Source organism: Endozoicomonas sp. ALD068 (assembly GCF_049310145.1).
GTDB lineage: Bacteria > Pseudomonadota > Gammaproteobacteria > Pseudomonadales > Endozoicomonadaceae > Endozoicomonas_A.
The window spans coordinates 4,827,733-4,846,587 of sequence record NZ_JBLYNU010000004.1 but is presented as its reverse complement, the minus strand read 5'-3'; the positions used below and the strand labels follow the sequence as shown (position 1 = coordinate 4,846,587).

Sequence of the window (18,855 nt, the reverse complement as noted above, 5' to 3'; positions counted from 1 at the left end):
CCAATTATAGAGCCAGCAATATGGCCAGAATGGTTATAAAACCTAAACCCCAAGTCATTCTTTTTGAATCCGCTGATGAAGTGGTGGCCAAGCTGCCAGATGAAGTGGAGGTCAAGCTGTTATTAGATATCGTGTTGCTTCTAAAAGCCCTATCGGTAATAAAAGCAGAGGTCGTAGCGACTGTCGGGCAGACTGCTGATTCAAAGAAGAAACGACCTTCGAAGTTGGTCAGTCCGTCACAGGCCGTGGCAGACGAGTTAATGGCCGTCCAGGTATTTAGAATCTGGCTGATGGTATAGGGAATGGTTGTTGGCACGGAAACGCTTGAGCCAGCCGATGGCATGGCAACCGTTGAACTTGGTGTTGACATGTCATTGGGTGGAGTCGTCGGTTTTTTGCACTTACTTCCCAGTCGTAATGGATCATCAGCTTTCAGGCTGAAGTGTTGTTGCAGTTGTTGCCATGGACTGGTGGCTTGCAGTTGGTTACAGGCCAGGGCCAGCTTAAGAGGGGGGCTGACGTTTATAGCGGGCGCTGTTACCCGGATCCGGTTGCCTGCCAGGTTAAAGAGAGGAGGCTCTGCATTGGCATCGGTATGACCTATAAGAGTAAAGCCTCCCACCCGGGGCGATCGTTGGGCACGAGCGTCGCGAAGTGTGTTAGTAACGCCATCATTGATAATGTCTACGGTATTTCTGAAGATATCCAGATGGGTTCCGGACCCGAGAGTAAATTCACCTGCCTCTGCCATTCTGCCCCGGAATCTATTATCAGTAACAGTGATTCTCTGTAACTGGTTCCTGATAGCAGGAAGATTTACAAATATCCCATCTTCGGGCATATAGTTCAGGTACCAGGTCTTGATGAGGTAACCCCTGACCGTGTTATTGGCAAACTGCAGGCCCGGGCCAGGACGATCGAGATCGGCCGTTGCATCCAGTGGTTCTTTGCAATCAAGATTAATTGCGGACCTCTTGGGAAGATGGAATATGTTGTCTTCTACAATCAGTCTCCGGTTGTAACATTCTGCGAAAACAATAGAGTTAGGTATGGGGTGGGCACCGTCTGGGTGACCAGCAGTGTATCCAAGTGGCCGGAAAGTAAGGTGTCTGATATGGCTGTCTCTTTTTTCTCCAAACCGGAAATTTTTAGTGGTTCCTACCTTGACCATATAGTAGTCTCCGTGACCTCTGAACTTGATAACGATTTCAAAACCGTCATCAGCGGCTCCAATAATGCTCTGGCCATCCTTTAAAACTATCGGATCTTTCAAAAGGTACTCAACCGGGTTTCTACCTCTGACAGGAACCGTTTTGGAAGAGAGCAGTATCACCGTATTTTCAGGAGCCTGATGGATCAATTCATCTAAATTTTCTTTCTGGTTGGCACTGAGAACAAGACAGTGTCGTCGGTGAAGCTCACTATACTGCTTTAGCCGTCGCTGAACACCCGCCGTTTGTCCTGTGAGAGAGTTGCACAACACCGGGGCAAGTTGAGTTGCCGACTGAGCCTGTGAACACAGAGCGTGCAACAAGAATAGCGGGCCGACAAACAGTGCCAGATAAAGCTGCAGGCTACTCATGTTCTGGATTCCATAGAAAAGTGAATAGGAAGCCTGGACGTTGCGTTTATGTTTAGCCACCTGAAAGCCGGGTCGTTCAGAGGGTGTCAGTTATATTCCTCCAGCCCCAACAGTTTTTTACCCAGCTCAGTGAGCCGGGCGGGCTCTCCCGGTTCCGGATCTTGTTGATAGTTTAGGCCCCGCCACTTTTCTGGTGCTCTTTTTTCCTGCCAGAGTTGTATGCGTTCTTCAGCCGTTTCTTCCAGGCCTACCGGAAACATTGAGATGTAGACGGCCAGTCTGGGTCTGCCCGAAACATTCAGCATGCCAGAATGGGGGAGTCCTGAGTCCCAGATAACCAGTGAACCGGCCTCGCCTTCTATAGGTTCTATCGGATATTGACTGAGTTCCTCTTCAGAGAACCAGAGACTTTCACGGTGCTTAAGAACCTCATCTTTTTTGAAAAGGCTGGGTACACAGCAGAATGCCCCCTGGTCTTTTTTGGTGTCGGTCAGATAGAGAATGCCCTGCAAGCGCAACGATGTCAGTTTTTCAGCCGGAAAGTCGAGATGGATATGACGTTTTAGCTGATCTGCTTCGGGGTCAAGAGAGGGAGGCTTGAAAGACAGTCTATCCATTCGAACCCAGAGTTTTTCAGTGCCGAGGAACTGAGAGAAGAGTGTGTGAATATTGGGATGTTGTCTTATATTCCAGAGGCTCTGGTGCTGGTGAACGGGAACAAGTCCGTTGTAACCCAGGTCTTTTTTGTACCAGCTTTCCGGCTCGCCGAGGTCAATTTCAAGAAACTGTGTGATTAAATCAATTGCGTCATCACAGAGGGGCAGGGGGATGGCATCAGGAATGACTGTGTATCCGTTCTCGTTGAGTTGGCGCCTGTTTTCCTTTGACAGAGTCAACATGCTTATGCCTCACTGATTCAGTTCAGGTGTTCTTTCAGAATAAACAGTCCTGAACTGAATAAACAGCCCTGAGCTGAATAAGCAGCCTTTGAGACTCTTTTCAGTGGATTGTTTCGTCGGCTTCTCTTTCTTCCAAACCTTCCAGCAGGGATTCGAGAACGATCTTGAGGGTATCGGTTTCTTTGTTGAGTTCATAATGGCGAACCATGGCCACCATGGCCTGCGCCATCGGATAGAGACGAAGGAAGTTTTTCAAATCGTGTGGCTGAATAGCCTGGCCGGCATTCTCGACAAAGTGATTGGCACCGGAGGCTGACCCTTTATTGGCAGATTCTACCAGAGACATAATCTGCTCAAGATCTTCCAGGTCATTAAATCCCAGAAGCATTTCAGCCAGACTCTCTTGAAGACGCGCTCTCATAGTCATTACTCCTACAGGAGTCCGCCGGAATTATGACCCGTCAGGCTCCAGGCAAGTTAATAACTTGCAGAGTAAAGACGGATTATCTTGTAACCAATTCGTATGTCTGTCGATTTTTTGCGACTTACCAGAATGTTGGTTAGCTTTTTAGTGCTTTTTCAGAGAAAAACACTTAACGAGAGCCTCTTTTTTTCAGGTGTCGAAAAGCACTGGTAGGTCAATCACTGATAAGGGTCAGCACAGAGTGATAAACATCCCGGCATGACCGAAGCGCCCTGAACCCTTATAATGGCTCTTTTCCTGTTTCCTCCTTGCCGCTCTGGTAGTAACTCCATGACGTTAAAAACTCTCCGCCTGAAGAATCGGGCTGATCGTCGATTGAAAGCTGGCCACCTCTGGATCTACAGCAACGAAGTCGATACCCGGACTTCTCCCCTGAGAGATTTCAAAACAGGGGAATTGATCAATATCGAAAGTGCTGAAGGTAAACCTCTGGGGACAGGTTATATCAACCCGAATAGTCTGATCTGTGCCCGGCTGGTCAGTCGGGACAGCAAATATGTCCTGGATCGTTCACTGCTGGTGCATCGTATTCAGGTAGCCCTGAGTCTCAGGGAGAGGATATTCGACAAACCTTTCTACCGTCTGGTCTTTGGCGACAGCGATGGTTTGCCGGGACTGGTGGTTGATCGTTTTGGCGATATTGTTGTTGCTCAGATGTCCACTGCCGGTATGGAAGCGGTCAGGGATGACATTGTTGATGCTCTGGTCAAGGTGATCAGGCCTTCAGGCATTCTTTTAAAAAATGATGGAACTGGCCGCCAGCTGGAAAAGCTGCCTGAGTATGTAGAAGTCGCTTATGGCGAAGTGCCGGAAAAAGTGGAGCTGGAAGAGAACGGTGTAACCTTCAGGGCGCCGGTCATTAAAGGCCAGAAAACAGGCTGGTTCTACGATCATCGCCTGAACCGCGAGCGTTTGCGTCACTACGTCAGCGGTAAGAAAGTACTGGATGTTTTCAGTTATGTCGGTGGCTGGGGCGTTCAATGCGCGGCCTTTGGTGCGAGTCAGGTGACTTGTGTTGATGCTTCTGAGCAGGCGGTGGAGCTGGTCCATGAGAATGCCGGGCTTAACGGCCTTGGGGATCGTGTTGAGTCTATCCGGGGGGATGCTTTCACAGTCCTGAAAGCTCTCAGGGATGAAGGTGAAAAGTTCGATGTTGTGATTGTTGATCCACCGGCCTTTATCAAGAAACGCAAGGACACCAAAGCGGGTGAACAGGCCTATCGCCGGATTAATGAGCTGGCCATGAGGTTGCTGGAAAAGGATGGCATTCTGGTGTCCTGTTCCTGCTCCATGCATCTTCAGAAAGATTCACTGTTCGATGCCCTGAGAGCGGGCAGCCGCCATATTGACCGTAATTTGCAAATTATCGAGCAGGGTCATCAGGGCCCCGATCATCCCGTTCTGCCTGCCATACCGGAGACAGAATACATCAAGGCCATTATTGCTCGAGTGACCCGGGCCTGATCAGAGCCGGTTAATAACCTGAACCAGTTGGTCTGCGTCTTCTTCCGTATTATAAATATGAGGTGAAAAACGCAGACCTTCGGATCTTTGATCGCAGAATATGCCAGCATGATCCATGGCTTGCATCGCTTTCTGGTTATCCTTGAATGAGATGGCCAGAGTGCCTCCTCGACGGTTTTCCTGCATTGGAGAACGAATCTCTCCCTGATTAATTTGAGCGATAATATGATTAATCAGCTTCTGGTTATGCTGAAAAATATTTTCCGTACCGATACGATCCAGAGTCCGGATACTCTCTGCGGAGACGGTAAAAGGCATAATGGAAGGGGTTCCTCCCATAAAACGCCCTGCGTCAGCCGCATAGTCAAAGTGATGAATATCAAACGCCATGGGGTTCTGATGAGAGAACCAACCGACATCCATGGGCTGACAGCATTCGATGATGTCATCACTGGCCCAGAGATAGCCGCTGCCGGGACCGCCACACAACCATTTAACACTGGAACCAATGACGAAATCGGCTTGCCAGGTATTAAGGTCAATGGGGACAACTCCGGCTGACTGGGCGATATCCACGATAGAAATTATCGACTTCTTTTTGGTCAGTCCTGTGATGTCAGCTACGGGCAAGCGCAGACTGTCATTGGACTGAACGTGAGTGATAAAAGCCAGCCAGACATCGTCGGACAGCATGTCATCCCAGCAGTTCAGGTCTGTAAGGTTCGTTTCGTGAGGTATGAAGCGGGGCTTCAGTCCAAAACGTTTACACAGGGTCTGGATCACAAACCCCATGGAAGGAAAGTCTCGTTCTGACATCAAAATATGCTGGCCAGCAGCAGCCGGTGGCAGCGAACCCACTATTTTGGTCAGTGCACTGGACAGGTTGGTCTGCGGGCAGAACTGTTGGGTTTTAGCGTTAAGCAGATTGGCCAGAGCAGCATTGAATCGGGTCAGGTTTTCGAGCCATTGTCCCCATGCGTGACTGCCCTGTTGTTTCCAGAGTTCCAGAAAATGACTCTGAAAGGCATCACTGGCGGAAGCGGGCAGACAGCCAACCGAGTGATTCAGAAGATAGACGCTTCGTTCGGGCCGATGGAAACGCGCTTGAATATCAGTTGTCATGAGCGGCATTTTTGGTGTTGCCCAGGGCGTCTCTTTTTACGCCGTATTCTCCGCCCCAGGCATCGGTCATTGCGCCACGGATATCCCAGAGTTCGGGAAAAAAACGCTGTTGAATGCCTTTTTGCAGAAGTTCAACAGAGCGGCCTTTTAAGGATTTTGCACCTATGCCAATGGTTCTGTAGATCAGCTTGAGATGATGAATACGGAAAGCCTGAAACTGTTCATCAAATTCGGTGAGGGCTTCTGCCACAACATAGGCCTCGCAGTGACTGTATTGTGAGTTATAGATCTTTTCTACCGTCAGCCCTTTCTGGTCGAGGTAATGCTTTTGATAACTCTCCCAGAGGAAGGGGGGCATTTTCAGCAAGGTTCTGAATCCGGGGGATTCCTGCCCGCTGCCATTACCCAGTTGCAACCGGATTTCCTGATATTCTTTTGGCGACATGCTTTCCAGCAGACGCAGCTGGCTGGTCATCAGGGTAAGTGTTTGCTGTACTCTCTGGAACAGGCTGATGATTCGGTGAGTATTGGTTTCTTGAATGTAATCATCGATGTCCAGAAGTGTGTAACCGATCAGTTTCATCCAGAGTTCCTCGATCTGGTGAACGACCTGAAACATCAGTTCATCTTTATTACAAAGATCAGCCATGGGCTTCTGGGCTTTCAGAATCTGTGAGGTATTGAGATAGACTTCGTAGTCCAGCTTACCTTCACCTTCCATTAATGCGTAGAAGTGGGATCTGTCCATTGTTTCTCCGCTTTTTTGATGATTGTGAGCAGAGGTCCGGGTAAGGCCAATCTGCTGCAATGGAGGTACCAGCAATGAATAGAGAATTCGCTGGTACCTCATAAATAAAGCACAGAAACGGACGGTTCTTAAAGAGTAAAATAGATTTATCTGAGGCTGATGACGGGCCATCCTTTCTCATGAGCAACTGTGGTCAATTCAGGGTCAGGATCAACCGCGAACGGGTGATCTACCTGACCCAGCAAGGGCAGGTCATTTTTTGAATCACTGTAGAAGTAACTGCCTTCCAGAGAATATGCCGGATTTTCCTGCAACCATTGCTTAAGGCGGATCACCTTTCCCTCCTGAAAAGTCGGTGTGCCGACCACTTTGCCTGTATAGCGGTTATCTTTAATCTCAAGCTCAATGGCCAGTAGCGTATCGACATCAAAGGCTTTGGCAATGGGCTCGGTAACAAATCGGCTGGTGGCGGTTATGATCATCAGGTGATCACCCTGCTGGCGGTGTTTTTTCAGGAGGTTCGCAGCTTTTTCCAGCATGATGGGGCGAATGGTCTGTTCCATGAACTGGTCATGTCGGACTTTAAGTTCGTCCAGAGTGTAACGGGTCAGTGGTTCAAGGCAAAAGTCGAGGTATTCGCTAAGTACCAACGTACCCGCTTCATACTGACGATAGAAATATTCATTGCCATCATGAAAGCTGGCTGCATCCACCATGCCTTGATGGGACATGAATTGTCCCCAGAGATAGTCACTGTCACCGGCTATCAGGGTGTTATCAAGATCAAAGATTGCCAGAGCCACAAATCCTCCTGCCAGACTGCGCTGCTATAAATGTTTGCTGATTGTACTATGAAAATCTTCTGAGAGGCTGTTCATGATTTCTTAGGAAAGCGAAAACGGCGAGAAATTGTTTCTCATGTTAATACTCTTGTCACAGTTTTGAAGAGTAATAATTGATTAATTATCAAAAGTGGCATCCTGATTGCAAATATCTTGATTGCCGTTGTGCAGCGGTTTATGAAACAATGCAAAGCAATAGATAGTTTAAGGTAGTCGCTTACGTGATTGACACAGATGGATTCAGGCCCAATGTGGGCATAATCCTCGCTAATCATCACGGACAGGTCCTGTGGGCCAGGCGAATCAGACAGGAAGCATGGCAGTTTCCCCAGGGGGGCATAAACGATGATGAAACCCCCGAAGATGCCATGTATCGCGAGCTGTATGAAGAAATTGGGCTTCAGCCGGACGACGTAAACGTTCTGGCGTGCACTCGTGGCTGGCTGCGTTATCGCCTGCCCAGAAGACTGGTTCGAAGGGATCAGCATCCGCTTTGCATTGGGCAGAAACAGAAATGGTTTTTGCTGGAGCTGCTAAGCAGTGATGACCGGGTTAGTGTGGATCATACGGGATCACCGGAGTTTGATGGCTGGCGATGGGTCAGCTACTGGTATCCCCTGGGGCAGGTCGTTTCATTTAAAAGGGAGGTCTATCGCCGTGCTTTGCGCGAGCTGGTTCCCCGAATAGGACGCCTGCAAGCTAATCAAGCTAACAATGTGTAATTGTCATGACTTTTGACACTGAGACTGTTGCCAATGCTGACATCAGCCTGAAAGGCACAGATAATATTCACTGAGGTGCTATCCTTGCACTTGCGTGATGAAAGCCTGTTTCTGACAGTCATCACACAGAAACCATTTCATGGTAAACAACAGAGACGGGCGTCTGTTATTTTTAGATAGCAGACACAGGAGACAGATAAGCAGACTGGACTAAGTCACCATGCTGAACACCCTGCGTACGATTGTACAGGAAGTCAGTGCCGCCTCGGATTTGCAGGCTGCGCTAAATATTATCGTGCGGCGGGTTCGGGATGCGATGAATACCGAAGTCTGCTCAGTCTATCTCTACGATGCTGAACAGGCTACCTATACGCTTATGGCGACAGAGGGCCTCAATAAAAAGGCTGTCGGTGTCGCTCGTTTATTCCAGTCTGAAGGTCTTATCGGTCAGGTCGGTCTCAGAGAAGAGCCCATTAATCTGAAAGCAGCTTCCTCTCATCCTAAATATCGTTACATTAAAGAAACCGGTGAAGAAAAGTTTCATGCTTTTCTTGGGGTTCCCATCATTCATCATCGGATGATTCTGGGTGTGCTGGTGGTTCAACAAAAAGAACAACGCCGGTTTGACGAGCATGAAGAGGCTTTTCTGGTCACCATGTCTGCCCAGCTTGCAGGTGTCATTGCCCATGCTGAGGCCACAGGTTCCCTGCATGTTACGGTCAATACCCGCAAGACAGCTCGCTTTCAGGGGACGCCTGGCGCGAGCGGTGTTTCCATTGGTGAAGCCGTTGTCGCTTCTCCGGTGGCGGATTTGGGGGCCGTTCCTGATCGTACCTGTCACGACATCAAAAGAGAACTGGACTCTCTGGATCTGGCTCTGGAGTCGGTTCGTTCGGAAATGAAGGCCACAGCCGAAAAACTTTCTGGCCATCTGCCGGCAGAAGAGCAAGCATTATTTGATGTCTATCTTCGGATGCTGGACGACAATGCTCTGGGGTTGGAAATCAGGAACCGGGTGAAGCAGGGTAACTGGGCACCGGGAGCGCTCAGGCAGGTAATAGACGAGCACGTACGTACTTTTGAAATGATGGACGATCCCTACATGCGTGAGCGTGCGGTTGATGTAAAAGACTTGGGTCGTCGGGTTCTTGCCAGTATCCAGCAACACGATCATGAATGCATAACCTACCCCGATCAAACCATACTGATTAGTGAAGAACTGACGGCCAGTATGCTGGCAGATGTTCCCCAGGAGAAGCTGGTGGGCCTTGTCTCTATTCAGGGTTCGAGCAATTCCCACGCGGCCATTCTGGCCAGGGCTCTGGGCATTCCTACCGTAATGGGGGCAGTCGATCTGCCCTATCACAAGATGTCCAGCAAGCAACTGATTGTCGATGGCAACCTTGGGCTGGTTTATGCCTCGCCTTCCAGAGAACTGCTGGAACACTATCAGGCCGTTGTCGAAGAAGAAAAAGAATTCAGCGAAGGGCTTGAAGCAATCAGTGACCTGCCCTGTGTTACCCCGGACAATCACCGTTTACCACTGTGGGTTAATACCGGTCTTATGACTGACACGGTTCGTTCACTGGATCGTGGAGCAGAAGGTGTCGGTCTTTATCGTACCGAAGTTCCTTTTATGCTCAAGGAACGATTCCCCAGTGAAGCAGAGCAGGAAAAAATTTATCGTCAGCAGCTTGAAGCCTTTGCCCCCAGACCAGTCACCATGCGTACGCTGGATGTGGGCGGGGACAAGGCTCTGTCTTACTTTCCCATTCAGGAAGACAACCCCTTCCTGGGGTGGCGAGGTATCCGTGTAACCCTGGATCATCCGGAAATATTTTTGGTTCAAATCCGGGCGATGCTTAAAGCCAGTGTTGGACTGGATAATCTTCGAATCATGTTGCCAATGGTGACCAGTGTTTATGAAGTAGAAGATGCACTGCATCTTATCCACAGAGCGCATGGCGAAGTGTCAGCTGAAGGTTTATCGGTTGTGATGCCTCCCGTCGGAGTTATGATTGAGGTTCCTGCTGCGGTCTATCAGGTCCGTGAACTGGCGCAGAGTGTAGACTTCATGTCTATCGGTTCCAATGATCTCACGCAATATCTTCTGGCAGTGGATCGAAATAATCCCAGGGTGGCTGACTTATATCACTCTTTCCATCCGGCTGTTTTGCAGGCGCTTCGAAAAGTGGTCGAAGATTGTCATAAAGAAGGCCGAACCGTCGGTATTTGTGGTGAAATGGCCGGTGATCCAGTCGCTTCTGTTCTTCTTATGGCCATGGGGTTTGACATGCTTTCCATGAGTGCCACCAACTTGCTCAAGGTGAAATGGGCGCTCAGGAAAATCACTCTGGAAAGAGCCAGAGAGATTCTTGATGACGTGATGATGCTGGACAATTCTCATTTGATCAGGAGTTCGCTGGAGTTGGCTCTTTGTCGTGAGGGACTTGGTAAAGTCATGGGTATCAAAAGCAAGCGCTTCTCCAGCCAGTAGTGCAGACCTTCCATGGTCTGAGTCGCTGACAGAAGATCCTGAGCTTTGAAAAGGATAACACGACAGAAACTTTGTATCAGAGCTAGGATTTCTTCTCGGAAGTGTCAGCTTTGATTCCATAGACCACCACATTGGATGAGTGATCGAGGGGAGCCTGAATATAAAGTACAATTTTTTTAATAGAGCGGCCATGGTCAGGAATCGGGAATCCGCGTGTTTCCAGTCCTGGCAGCACTAACTTCTGGACACTCAGGTCAATCACTTGTCCGTCACTCATATGCACCTTGGCAGAACGAATCTTCAAGCTGCCCTGAGTGATATGAAATTTGATGGTTTTGTAGGAAGTATCTTCGTCTGCAGAAGATATTTTGATGGTTGCCGTGTCTTGAGAAGGGATTATATGCTTTTCGCCAATTTGCTGCCAACCTCCAGCGGCTTGCAGGGTCATGGAGAACAACAGCACCAGCGCGGCCAGCAGGGACTGATAAAGTCGGATCAGAGCTTGTGATCTCATCGTTTTACCTCAACAGGATACCCCGTATTTCTAGTGCGGGGTTCAGTGACTTCGTATTGACTGCGAAAACGTGCACTTTTCGGAAGATGCTGAAAGCGATGTTTCAGACCTTCTAATAGGAATAGAGACAAACTACATGCTATGAAAGTTAGCTGCTTTTGGCTGCTTTGTGGTCTTTTTTTAGGTCGACCAATCAGGTGGCTGGCTACCATGACACTGGAAATGACATTGAGAACCGGAGTTTTTTTCCAGTTTCTCCGTAGGGCAGATAGATTTGCTCGGTCCAGCTGAGAGAACCCTGTTTGTCGAGAATCAGGACACTGGTGTTTCGGGTTCCATAATGTTCACTGGCCATAAAGCAGCTGGATAGAAACTTTTCCTGCTCCTGGCTTACACCGGTATCGGGAAGTTGGTCATCGGGCGCTTTTGAACTGTCGTGCATCATAAAAATCAAGCCTTCAGGTTCGGGTTTCTGATGATGCTTGACATGCAGCGCCAGTCCCTGCCTGACTTTCTCCAGCTTGGGCCAGGGGCTGTTCAAGAGGTGATTGCTAAGGGCATGGAAGCCAGGCTTCAGTGAAACAACACGACCCATACGATTGGAGTAGTAGTAAAGACCGCTGGAATCACCGACCAACAGGTTAAAGCCGGAGTAATGATCCGCTTTAAGATGAATCTGGTTCAGGAATTCTTTGGGTGACAGATCACTATTTAAAAAATCACTTACCAGGTGACCACGGGACAGGGTTCCCGGGTAAACAGGCGATTCCCGATAGTTGGTGACTGCGGCCATTCTGCCTTTGCGACTCAGGGCCAGCCAGCTGCCTCCAGCTTCTAAATCCCGGCCACCAAAAATCTCCGGATTGTCTTCCCAGAAGTGAATGGTTCTTGCTGGCCGCTCATAGAACTCATCGCGGTTGGCGGCCAGAATCAGCGGGTACTGAGCCTCTGGTTGCCAGTGCAGGGTAATCAGACACATAGATTGAGATCATCTCTTTTTTTATAAACATTGCTGAAATTCAACAAACCGCTGCGAGTCGGGATGTTGTCTGACGATAACAATAAACGAGATTAGGTTAACAAGTAACAACATTATCTAAAGTAAACTTTGCTCAATCTGATCTGAATGCTGGTGTAAATCGGCTTCTTGAGAGACGGGTCTAATACCAATTGTGCTTTCTAACTCCCGTGATGAGCATGGAGATTTGCGCCTAGGAGCCTGACCGAGAATAGCGCCCGTCTAGGCGACCCCGTAGCGAGGACGGCAGAAAATTGAGGATGAAAATTCGGTTTTGTGAGGAGAATAGCGAGCTATTTGACGAACAAAAGCGGATTTTCAGACCAATTTGCTGCCGCCACAGTAGGGCAGTCTATTCTCGGTCTAATGGGATGGTCCGCCCCTCCTAAACGGCTTCAAATGAGCCAAAATGTAGTTAACCATTTAAACAGGATTAACCGGAGCGAACCACCCATGACTATTTCAGTACTTGGTATCGATATTGGCAAGAACAACTTTCACCTGTTTGGTGTTGATGACCAGGGTAGCAAAGTCATCAGAAAGAAGTTGTCCAGGAAGAACCTTTTGGAGTACGTGGCAAATCTGGAGCCATGCATTATCGCTATGGAAGCTTGTGGTGGTGCTCACTATTTGGCTCGGTTATTCAAGAACTATGGGCATACCGTCAAGCTGATTTCACCTCAATTTGTCAAGCCTTATGTCAAGACCAACAAAAATGACTACAACGATGCTGAAGCGATTGCAGAAGCAGCTTCACGGCCCAGCATGCGTTTTGTACCTGTTAAAACGTCAGAGCAGCAGGCCTGGCAACTTCTGCACCGCTATCGTCAACAAGCGGTTGATCAGAGAACTGCCCTGGTTAACCAGATCCGGGGGTCACTATTGGAAGAAGGTATTGTGGTTGCCCAGGGTATTGGTAAAGTTCGTGCACAGCTTCCACGAATTCTGGAAGATGCTGAAAATGGACTCCATTCGCTGACTCGTGAGCTGCTACATGGTTTATCAGAAGAGTTGGCCAGTCTTGACAAGCGTATTCAACAGTATGACCAGAAAATTCAGGAGCTGGCTGAAAACGACGACGAATGTCGTCGAATGATGACTATGCCGGGTATCGGAGCCATCACTGCCACAGCATTGAAGGCAGCCGTTGGTGATGCGACGTATTTTAAATCTGGTCGACACCTTGCCGCATGGTTGGGATTAGTTCCAAGACAGCATTCCACAGGCGGTAAGTCAGTCCTGCTGGGCATCAGTAAACGGGGTGATAAATACCTGCGCACATTATTGATACACGGCGCACGTTCGGTACTCCACTGCCTCAAAAATAAGGATGACCGCTGTAAAAAATGGGTTAGCCAACTTAATGAGCGCAGCAATCACAACGTTGCCGCCGTTGGTCTGGCTAATAAAATGGCTCGGATTGTCTGGGTCATCATGACCCGAAATGAAGTTTACAAGGCTGCATAATGAGGTAAAGGCGGCAGCGGCAAAGTAAAGCATAAGCTTAATCAAAGGGGAACCCCCCCCGCAGATTGCGATGAGCATGTACAGTTGATGGCAAACAGGTAAAAACCGGCAACCTGAAACCTGATAGGAGTCTTGGCCCTTGAGGCCGTCGGACTGATAAGGCCAGGTTGCGCGGATACCCATCAGGGCCAGAGGGTTAGACCTCATGAATAGGCCGTATATATGATTGCAGTTATCTTTGTTTGCTAATTAACAAAACAGGCTCTTGCAAAACGGGGCGGACCATATAAGGCTCCTAGGCTATGGCGACGATCGCCAACGCAGGATTAAGGCTCAAATCTTCAGCGCAATAGCGAGTTAGAAAGTTCGATTGGTATTATCAGATCTATTAAACTGGAGAGGTTAACCTATGGCAGAGGGGAAAGCCTATGAGTAAAGCGGTAACCGCTGCTGTGGTCCAGATGTGTTCCGGACCTGATGTTCAAGCCAATCTTAAGCAGGCAGAAGATCTTTTTTCAAGCATGGAGTCTTCAGCTGACATAATTGTGCTGCCTGAATGTTTTGCTCAGTTGGGGGGGGATATTCCCGCTCTGGGCAACAATACCAGCGTGGTCAGAAACTGGATGTCCCGCATTGCCCGACAATTCGGTGCCTGGCTGGTAGGGGGGTCTATACCCTGTGTCGTCAATGAAGGAGAGAACAGCAGGGCGTCCTGCTTTGTTTATGACCCCAAGGGTAATGAAGTCACCCGCTACGACAAGATCCATCTCTTTAATGCCGATATATCGGACGGCACTCGCCGTTACAGGGAATCCGATGACTATTCGCCGGGGAATGATCTGAATGTAGTGGATATGGAATTTGCCAGAACAGGCCTGACCATCTGCTATGACGTTCGTTTTCCAGAGCTCTATCGAGAACTGAGAGTCAGGGAGTCAGAAATCATTACTGTACCTTCCGCATTTACCAGGGTGACTGGTCAGGCCCACTGGGAGCCGTTATTAAGAGCCCGCGCTATCGAGAACCATTGCTATGTTCTGGCGGCTAACCAGGGCGGGACTCATCCCAACAAGAGAGAAACCTGGGGACACAGCATGATTGTTTCGCCCTGGGGTGAAGTGCTTGCAGAGGCCGATAACACTCCCTGTGTACTGACCACCGAGCTGAACATAAAAGCACTGCAGGAGATCAGAAAGCAAATGCCTTGTTTTGAACATCGCGTACTGTGAAAGAACTGTTCCTGTAATTGTGCGGTCGATGGATTCAGGCAAAAAATCAACTTTGTCCTGAATCCCTCTCTGCAAATCAGTGAGTGTAGTTTGCAAGTGTTTCCAGCAACCTTCTCTGGGCATTCCTGCGGCGATGGCCCCGTGATGGCTTGTTCTGCAGATACTGACCATCACTTTGTAGTTGCCAGCTAAGGGTATTATCTGACAGATACAGTTCCAGCTCTTTCTTCACTCGTGCAGCCAGCTTCGGCTCTTCAATGGGAAAGCAGGTCTCAACACGCATATCCAGATTACGAACCATACCATCAGCACTGGAGCAGTAGACTCTGAATTTCCCATCGTTCTCAAAGTAGAAAACCCGGGTGTGTTCAAGAAAACGGCCGACAATAGAGCGCACCTGAATATTTTCTGACAATCCGGCAATACCGGGCCTAAGGCAGCAAATACCCCGAATGATCAGGTGAATCTCGACACCGGCCTGTGAAGCCCGGAAAAGAGCCTTTATCAAATGGCTTTCAGTCAGTGAGTTTACCTTGATGATCACACGAGCCGGTTTACCTTCTCTGGCATTAACGGCTTCCTGATTGATCAGTTCGATCAGGCTTTTCTTGAGTGTGAAGGGCGCATGGAAAAGCTTACGCACGCGCACCGCTTTACCCATCCCCGTCAGCTGTTGAAAGATTTTGCGCACATCGTTGGTGATATCCTTGTCGCAGGTCAGCAAGCTATAGTCGGTATAGAGTCGTGCATTACCCGCGTGATAGTTTCCGGTACCCAGGTGTGCGTAACGCTGAATCTTTTTTCCTTCCCGACGAACAATCAGAATCAGTTTGGCGTGGGTTTTGTAGGCAACCACTCCATACACGACAACCGCTCCGGCTTCCTGAAGTCTTCTTGCCAGTGCCAGATTTTCTTCTTCGTCAAAACGTGCCCGGATTTCCACGATAACCGTGACTTCTTTACCTTTCCTGGCCGCTTCCACAAGAGCATCGACCATCTCGGAGCGAGCTCCGGTACGATATAAAGTCTGACGTATTGCCAGAACATTAGGATCAGTAGCCGCCTGGCGCAGCATATCTACAACCGGAGTGAAGGACTCGAAGGGATGATGCAGCAGAATATCGGACTTGCGAATGGCATCCAGCATATTAACAGACCGTGAGCTTCGGGCTTGCAACGCCTTGGGGTAACTGGGTGTAAAGCTGGGGAAGGTCATGTGCTCAAACTCGGGTGATGCCTCGTTGCATACCGACATCATTCGGATCAGGTTCACCGGACCATTGACCCGGTAGAGCTCATCCTCCGTCAGGCCAAATTCTTTCAGCAGGAAGTCAACCAGTGGCTCTGGGCAGTTATCGACCACTTCAAGGCGCACTGCCTCTCCGTAGCGGCGGGAGAGCAACTCACCCTGCAGGGCCTTGGCCAGATCTTCTACTTCGTCTTCAAGGTCCAGATCACTGTTTCGGGTCAATCGGAACTGGTAACACCCTTTGATGGTCATACCCGGGAACAGGTCCTGCATATGCAAGTGGATGATAGATGACAGAAAGACATAATTTCTACCGCCCTTGTCACAGACGTCATCGGGCAGTTCAACGACCCGAGGTAACGATCTTGGCGCAGGAATAACAGCCATACCCGTTTCACGGCCAAATGCGTCTTTGCCTTCCATTGCCACAATAAAACAGAGCAGTTTGTTGGCCAGTCTCGGGAAGGGGTGAGCCGGATCCAGTCCAATGGGACTGATGATGGGCATGACTTCGTTATAGAAGAAGCGCTTGATCCAGGCTTTCTGTTTGTCGTTCAGCTGATGACGCCGAATAAATCGAATGCCTTGCCTGGCCAGACGAGGCAGCAGTTTGTCGTTCAGGATTTCGTATTGAAGCTGAACATTTTGCTTGGCCTGATGGCTGATCTCTTTCAGCACCGCCTGAGGACCCAGGCCATCCAAACCCACTTGTTCACGGGCAAATTCTACCTGCTGCATCAGGCCGGCAACTCGGATTTCAAAAAACTCATCCATGTTTGAGCTATAAATCAACAGAAACCGCAGACGTTCAATCAGGGGGTGGTCGTCGTTCATCGCCTGCTCAAGCACACGGCGGTTGAACTGTAAATGGCTCAGCTCCCTGTTGATGTAGTAGTCCGGGTTGCTAAGGTCTGTAATACGAGGCGTTGGAGCAACAGGCTCCTGGCTCTCTTTTGTGCTGACTCCGGGTTCAGGGAGTTCCCGGTCTTTTGAATTATCCATGGGACCTCTTACAGCATCGGTAGTGGCAGTATACGAATTCATGTATAAGCCGGACTGACAATGGGCTCTTGTTATAACGTAATTGTACGACGTTTTGATGACTGAGTTGAGTGCTAAGGCGTTATTGCCTGATCAGGCGAGCCGCTTCTCTGGCATAGTAGGTCAGAATGGCATCGGCTCCGGCTCGTTTGAAACAGAGCAGAGACTCCATCATGATGGCATTTCGGTCCAGCCAGCCGTTGGCAATGGCCGCCTGATGCATGGCGTACTCGCCACTGACCTGGTAAACAAAGGTGGGTGCCTTGAATTCATCCTTGGCTCTTCTGACAACATCCAGATAAGGCATACCGGGTTTAACCATAATCATGTCGGCTCCTTCATTGAGGTCAGCTGCGATCTCATGCAGAGCTTCATCAATATTGGCTACATCCATCTGGAAGTTATGCTTGTTGCTTTTGCCCAGATTGCCCGCAGAGCCGACAGCATCGCGAAATGGGCCGTAGTAGCTGGATGCGTATTTGGCAGAGTAGGCGAGAATCCGGGTGTTCAGGTGACCGGTCTCTTCGAGTCGGGTGCGAATGGCAGAAATTCGGCCATCCATCATGTCGGAGGGTGCGACAATATCAGCTCCTGCTTCGGCATGAGACAGAGCTTGTTTAACCAGGACATCAACGGTTGGGTCGTTTACGACATAACCTGATTCATCAATCAGACCGTCCAGTCCATGACTGGTGAATGGGTCCAGGGCCACATCAGTAATAATGCCCAGCTCCGGCAGTTTTTGTTTTAACTCACGAACGGCCCGCTGAACCAGGCCTTCCGGATTCCAGGCTTCGGCGGCATCATCAGACTTTTTCTCAGCCGGTGTGACTGGAAACAGGGCAATGGCCGGAATACCCAGCTCCAGAAGCTCTTCACCTTCACGAATCAGCTCATCGACCGTCATTCGTTCTATGCCCGGCATTGAAGGAATAGCTTCCCGGTGACGAGAGCCTTCAAGAATGAATACCGGGTAGATCAGATCATCCGCAGTGAGGCGGTTTTCTCTCATCAGACGGCGGGAAAAATCGTCAAAACGCATGCGTCTGGGACGGCTTGCCGGGAAGGGTCGCTGGATCATAATTACACTCTGAAGAGGGTGGTTAAAAGTATTTGTTTCGCTCGTCAACCCTGTTCGTTATGAGGGGATAGAGCGAAATGTCCGGTTCATGAAGTGTGAAACCTTATGGGTGTAGCTAACGTATAGTCTGACAGGCATTATACGAAAAAGATGCGTTATGCGCTTTCCCGACAGGATGTTGCAACCGTTCCGCAGGAAGATTCCTTGTATGAATAAAAGTAAAATCATTCTACTGGTGGCTGTTATGGCAGCCATTACTGCATTTTTTGCACTGGATGCACAACAATATCTGACTCGTGATTATTTTCAGTCGCTTTACAGCGATAATCCTGCACTTACCATTGCCGTATTCTTTGCCATTTATGTGGCTGTAACGGCGCTTTCGCTTCCGGGCGCTGTTATTCTTACTCTGGTTGGTGGTGCTATTTTCGGGTTTACGACGGGCCTGATAGTGATCTCTTTTGCCAGCACGATAGGGGCCACCCTGGCTTTCCTCATTTCCAGAACGCTGTTGCGGGAATGGGTCCAGGGTAAGTTTGGCCAATATCTGGCAACCATTAACAAGGGTATTGAGAAAGACGGTCTGTTTTATCTTCTGACCTTGAGATTGATTCCTGCAGTTCCTTTCTTTGTGATTAACCTGGTTATGGGGCTGACGCCCATGAAAGCCAGAACGTTTTACTGGGTCAGTCAGCTTGGCATGCTGCCGGGAACGGCTGTGTATGTGAATGCCGGTGCTCAGCTGGGACAGGTTCAGGAATTATCCGTCAGTGGTATTTTAACACCGGGGCTTATTGGTTCCTTTGTATTATTGGGGATTTTCCCATGGCTGGCACGTAAAGCTATCAGCCTGATCAAAAAGCCTTCAATCAGTGAAGAAAATAAGGAGGAGTAAG

16 protein-coding genes are annotated in these 18,855 nt (G+C 49.2%); 6 read left to right on the top strand and 10 right to left on the bottom strand.

Translation table 11 applies throughout. The features are described 5' to 3' along the window. Positions 1 to 4: 4 nt before the first annotated feature. From ACO6V5_RS17640 to ACO6V5_RS17630, 3 genes are all read right to left on the bottom strand, one after another. A complete protein-coding gene (locus ACO6V5_RS17640; protein ID WP_422411723.1) occupies positions 5 to 1,582 on the bottom strand; it encodes a hypothetical protein in 1,578 nt (525 codons plus the stop codon). Between the two features lie 86 nt (positions 1,583 to 1,668). Next, on the bottom strand, positions 1,669 to 2,481 hold the full coding sequence (locus tag ACO6V5_RS17635; RefSeq protein ID WP_422411721.1) for a phytanoyl-CoA dioxygenase family protein: 813 nt from the start codon (positions 2,479 to 2,481) through the stop codon (positions 1,669 to 1,671). Positions 2,482 to 2,581: 100 nt separating this feature from the next. Then, entirely contained in the window at positions 2,582 to 2,902 is a 321-nt protein-coding gene (locus ACO6V5_RS17630; RefSeq protein WP_422136470.1) for a hypothetical protein, read from the bottom strand. Positions 2,903 to 3,235: 333 nt separating this feature from the next. On the opposite strand from ACO6V5_RS17630, the gene ACO6V5_RS17625 reads away from it, so the two are divergent. Next, positions 3,236 to 4,429 (top strand): class I SAM-dependent rRNA methyltransferase, encoded by a 1,194-nt coding sequence (locus ACO6V5_RS17625; protein ID WP_422411719.1) that lies wholly within the window; start codon positions 3,236 to 3,238, stop codon positions 4,427 to 4,429. Here the strand turns inward: ACO6V5_RS17625 and ACO6V5_RS17620 are convergent, their stop codons facing one another. From ACO6V5_RS17620 to ACO6V5_RS17610, 3 genes are all read right to left on the bottom strand, one after another. Beyond that, complete coding sequence (locus tag ACO6V5_RS17620; protein ID WP_422139631.1) at positions 4,430 to 5,551, bottom strand: aminotransferase class V-fold PLP-dependent enzyme; 1,122 nt, start codon at positions 5,549 to 5,551, stop codon at positions 4,430 to 4,432. Beyond that, positions 5,541 to 6,299 carry a tryptophan 2,3-dioxygenase family protein gene (locus ACO6V5_RS17615; RefSeq protein ID WP_422139632.1) on the bottom strand — a complete coding sequence of 253 codons (759 nt, stop codon included), beginning with the start codon at positions 6,297 to 6,299 and terminating at the stop codon, positions 5,541 to 5,543. Before ACO6V5_RS17615 ends, ACO6V5_RS17620 begins: the two co-directional genes overlap by 11 nt. 146 nt (positions 6,300 to 6,445) lie before the next feature. Further along, on the bottom strand, positions 6,446 to 7,102 hold the full coding sequence (locus tag ACO6V5_RS17610) for an HAD family hydrolase (RefSeq protein WP_422411716.1): 657 nt from the start codon (positions 7,100 to 7,102) through the stop codon (positions 6,446 to 6,448). A gap of 260 nt (positions 7,103 to 7,362) precedes the next feature. Here ACO6V5_RS17610 and rppH point away from each other — a divergent pair, with 260 nt between their 5' ends. Together rppH and ptsP are read left to right on the top strand one after the other, a co-directional pair. Beyond that, positions 7,363 to 7,863, top strand: a complete 501-nt coding sequence (gene rppH / locus ACO6V5_RS17605) for an RNA pyrophosphohydrolase (protein ID WP_422136475.1) — start codon at positions 7,363 to 7,365, stop codon at positions 7,861 to 7,863. A gap of 220 nt (positions 7,864 to 8,083) precedes the next feature. After that, the gene (ptsP, locus tag ACO6V5_RS17600) at positions 8,084 to 10,360 is read left to right on the top strand and encodes a phosphoenolpyruvate--protein phosphotransferase (protein WP_422411714.1); all 2,277 of its coding nucleotides are present in this window, start codon (positions 8,084 to 8,086) and stop codon (positions 10,358 to 10,360) included. Positions 10,361 to 10,442: 82 nt separating this feature from the next. Here ptsP and ACO6V5_RS17595 read toward each other — a convergent pair whose 3' ends face one another. Beyond that, a complete protein-coding gene (locus ACO6V5_RS17595; RefSeq protein WP_422136477.1) occupies positions 10,443 to 10,874 on the bottom strand; it encodes a hypothetical protein in 432 nt (143 codons plus the stop codon). Positions 10,875 to 11,079: 205 nt separating this feature from the next. Next, positions 11,080 to 11,853 (bottom strand): NRDE family protein, encoded by a 774-nt coding sequence (locus ACO6V5_RS17590; RefSeq protein WP_422136478.1) that lies wholly within the window; start codon positions 11,851 to 11,853, stop codon positions 11,080 to 11,082. 492 nt (positions 11,854 to 12,345) lie between these two features. Here ACO6V5_RS17590 and ACO6V5_RS17585 point away from each other — a divergent pair, with 492 nt between their 5' ends. Together ACO6V5_RS17585 and ACO6V5_RS17580 are read left to right on the top strand one after the other, a co-directional pair. Then, positions 12,346 to 13,359, top strand: coding sequence for an IS110 family transposase (locus tag ACO6V5_RS17585; protein WP_422132667.1), 1,014 nt, complete (start codon positions 12,346 to 12,348; stop codon positions 13,357 to 13,359). 428 nt (positions 13,360 to 13,787) lie between these two features. Then, positions 13,788 to 14,588: a carbon-nitrogen hydrolase family protein gene (locus ACO6V5_RS17580; protein WP_422139636.1), complete on the top strand. Its 801-nt coding sequence runs from the start codon at positions 13,788 to 13,790 to the stop codon at positions 14,586 to 14,588. Positions 14,589 to 14,664: 76 nt separating this feature from the next. Here the strand turns inward: ACO6V5_RS17580 and ppk1 are convergent, their stop codons facing one another. Together ppk1 and hemB are read right to left on the bottom strand one after the other, a co-directional pair. Beyond that, entirely contained in the window at positions 14,665 to 16,839 is a 2,175-nt protein-coding gene (gene ppk1, locus ACO6V5_RS17575; protein ID WP_422136480.1) for a polyphosphate kinase 1, read from the bottom strand. A gap of 121 nt (positions 16,840 to 16,960) precedes the next feature. Then, positions 16,961 to 17,959: a porphobilinogen synthase gene (gene hemB / locus ACO6V5_RS17570; protein ID WP_422136481.1), complete on the bottom strand. Its 999-nt coding sequence runs from the start codon at positions 17,957 to 17,959 to the stop codon at positions 16,961 to 16,963. A gap of 208 nt (positions 17,960 to 18,167) precedes the next feature. Here hemB and ACO6V5_RS17565 point away from each other — a divergent pair, with 208 nt between their 5' ends. Next, complete coding sequence (locus ACO6V5_RS17565; RefSeq protein WP_422136482.1) at positions 18,168 to 18,854, top strand: TVP38/TMEM64 family protein; 687 nt, start codon at positions 18,168 to 18,170, stop codon at positions 18,852 to 18,854. The last annotated feature ends 1 nt before the right edge of the window (position 18,855 follow it).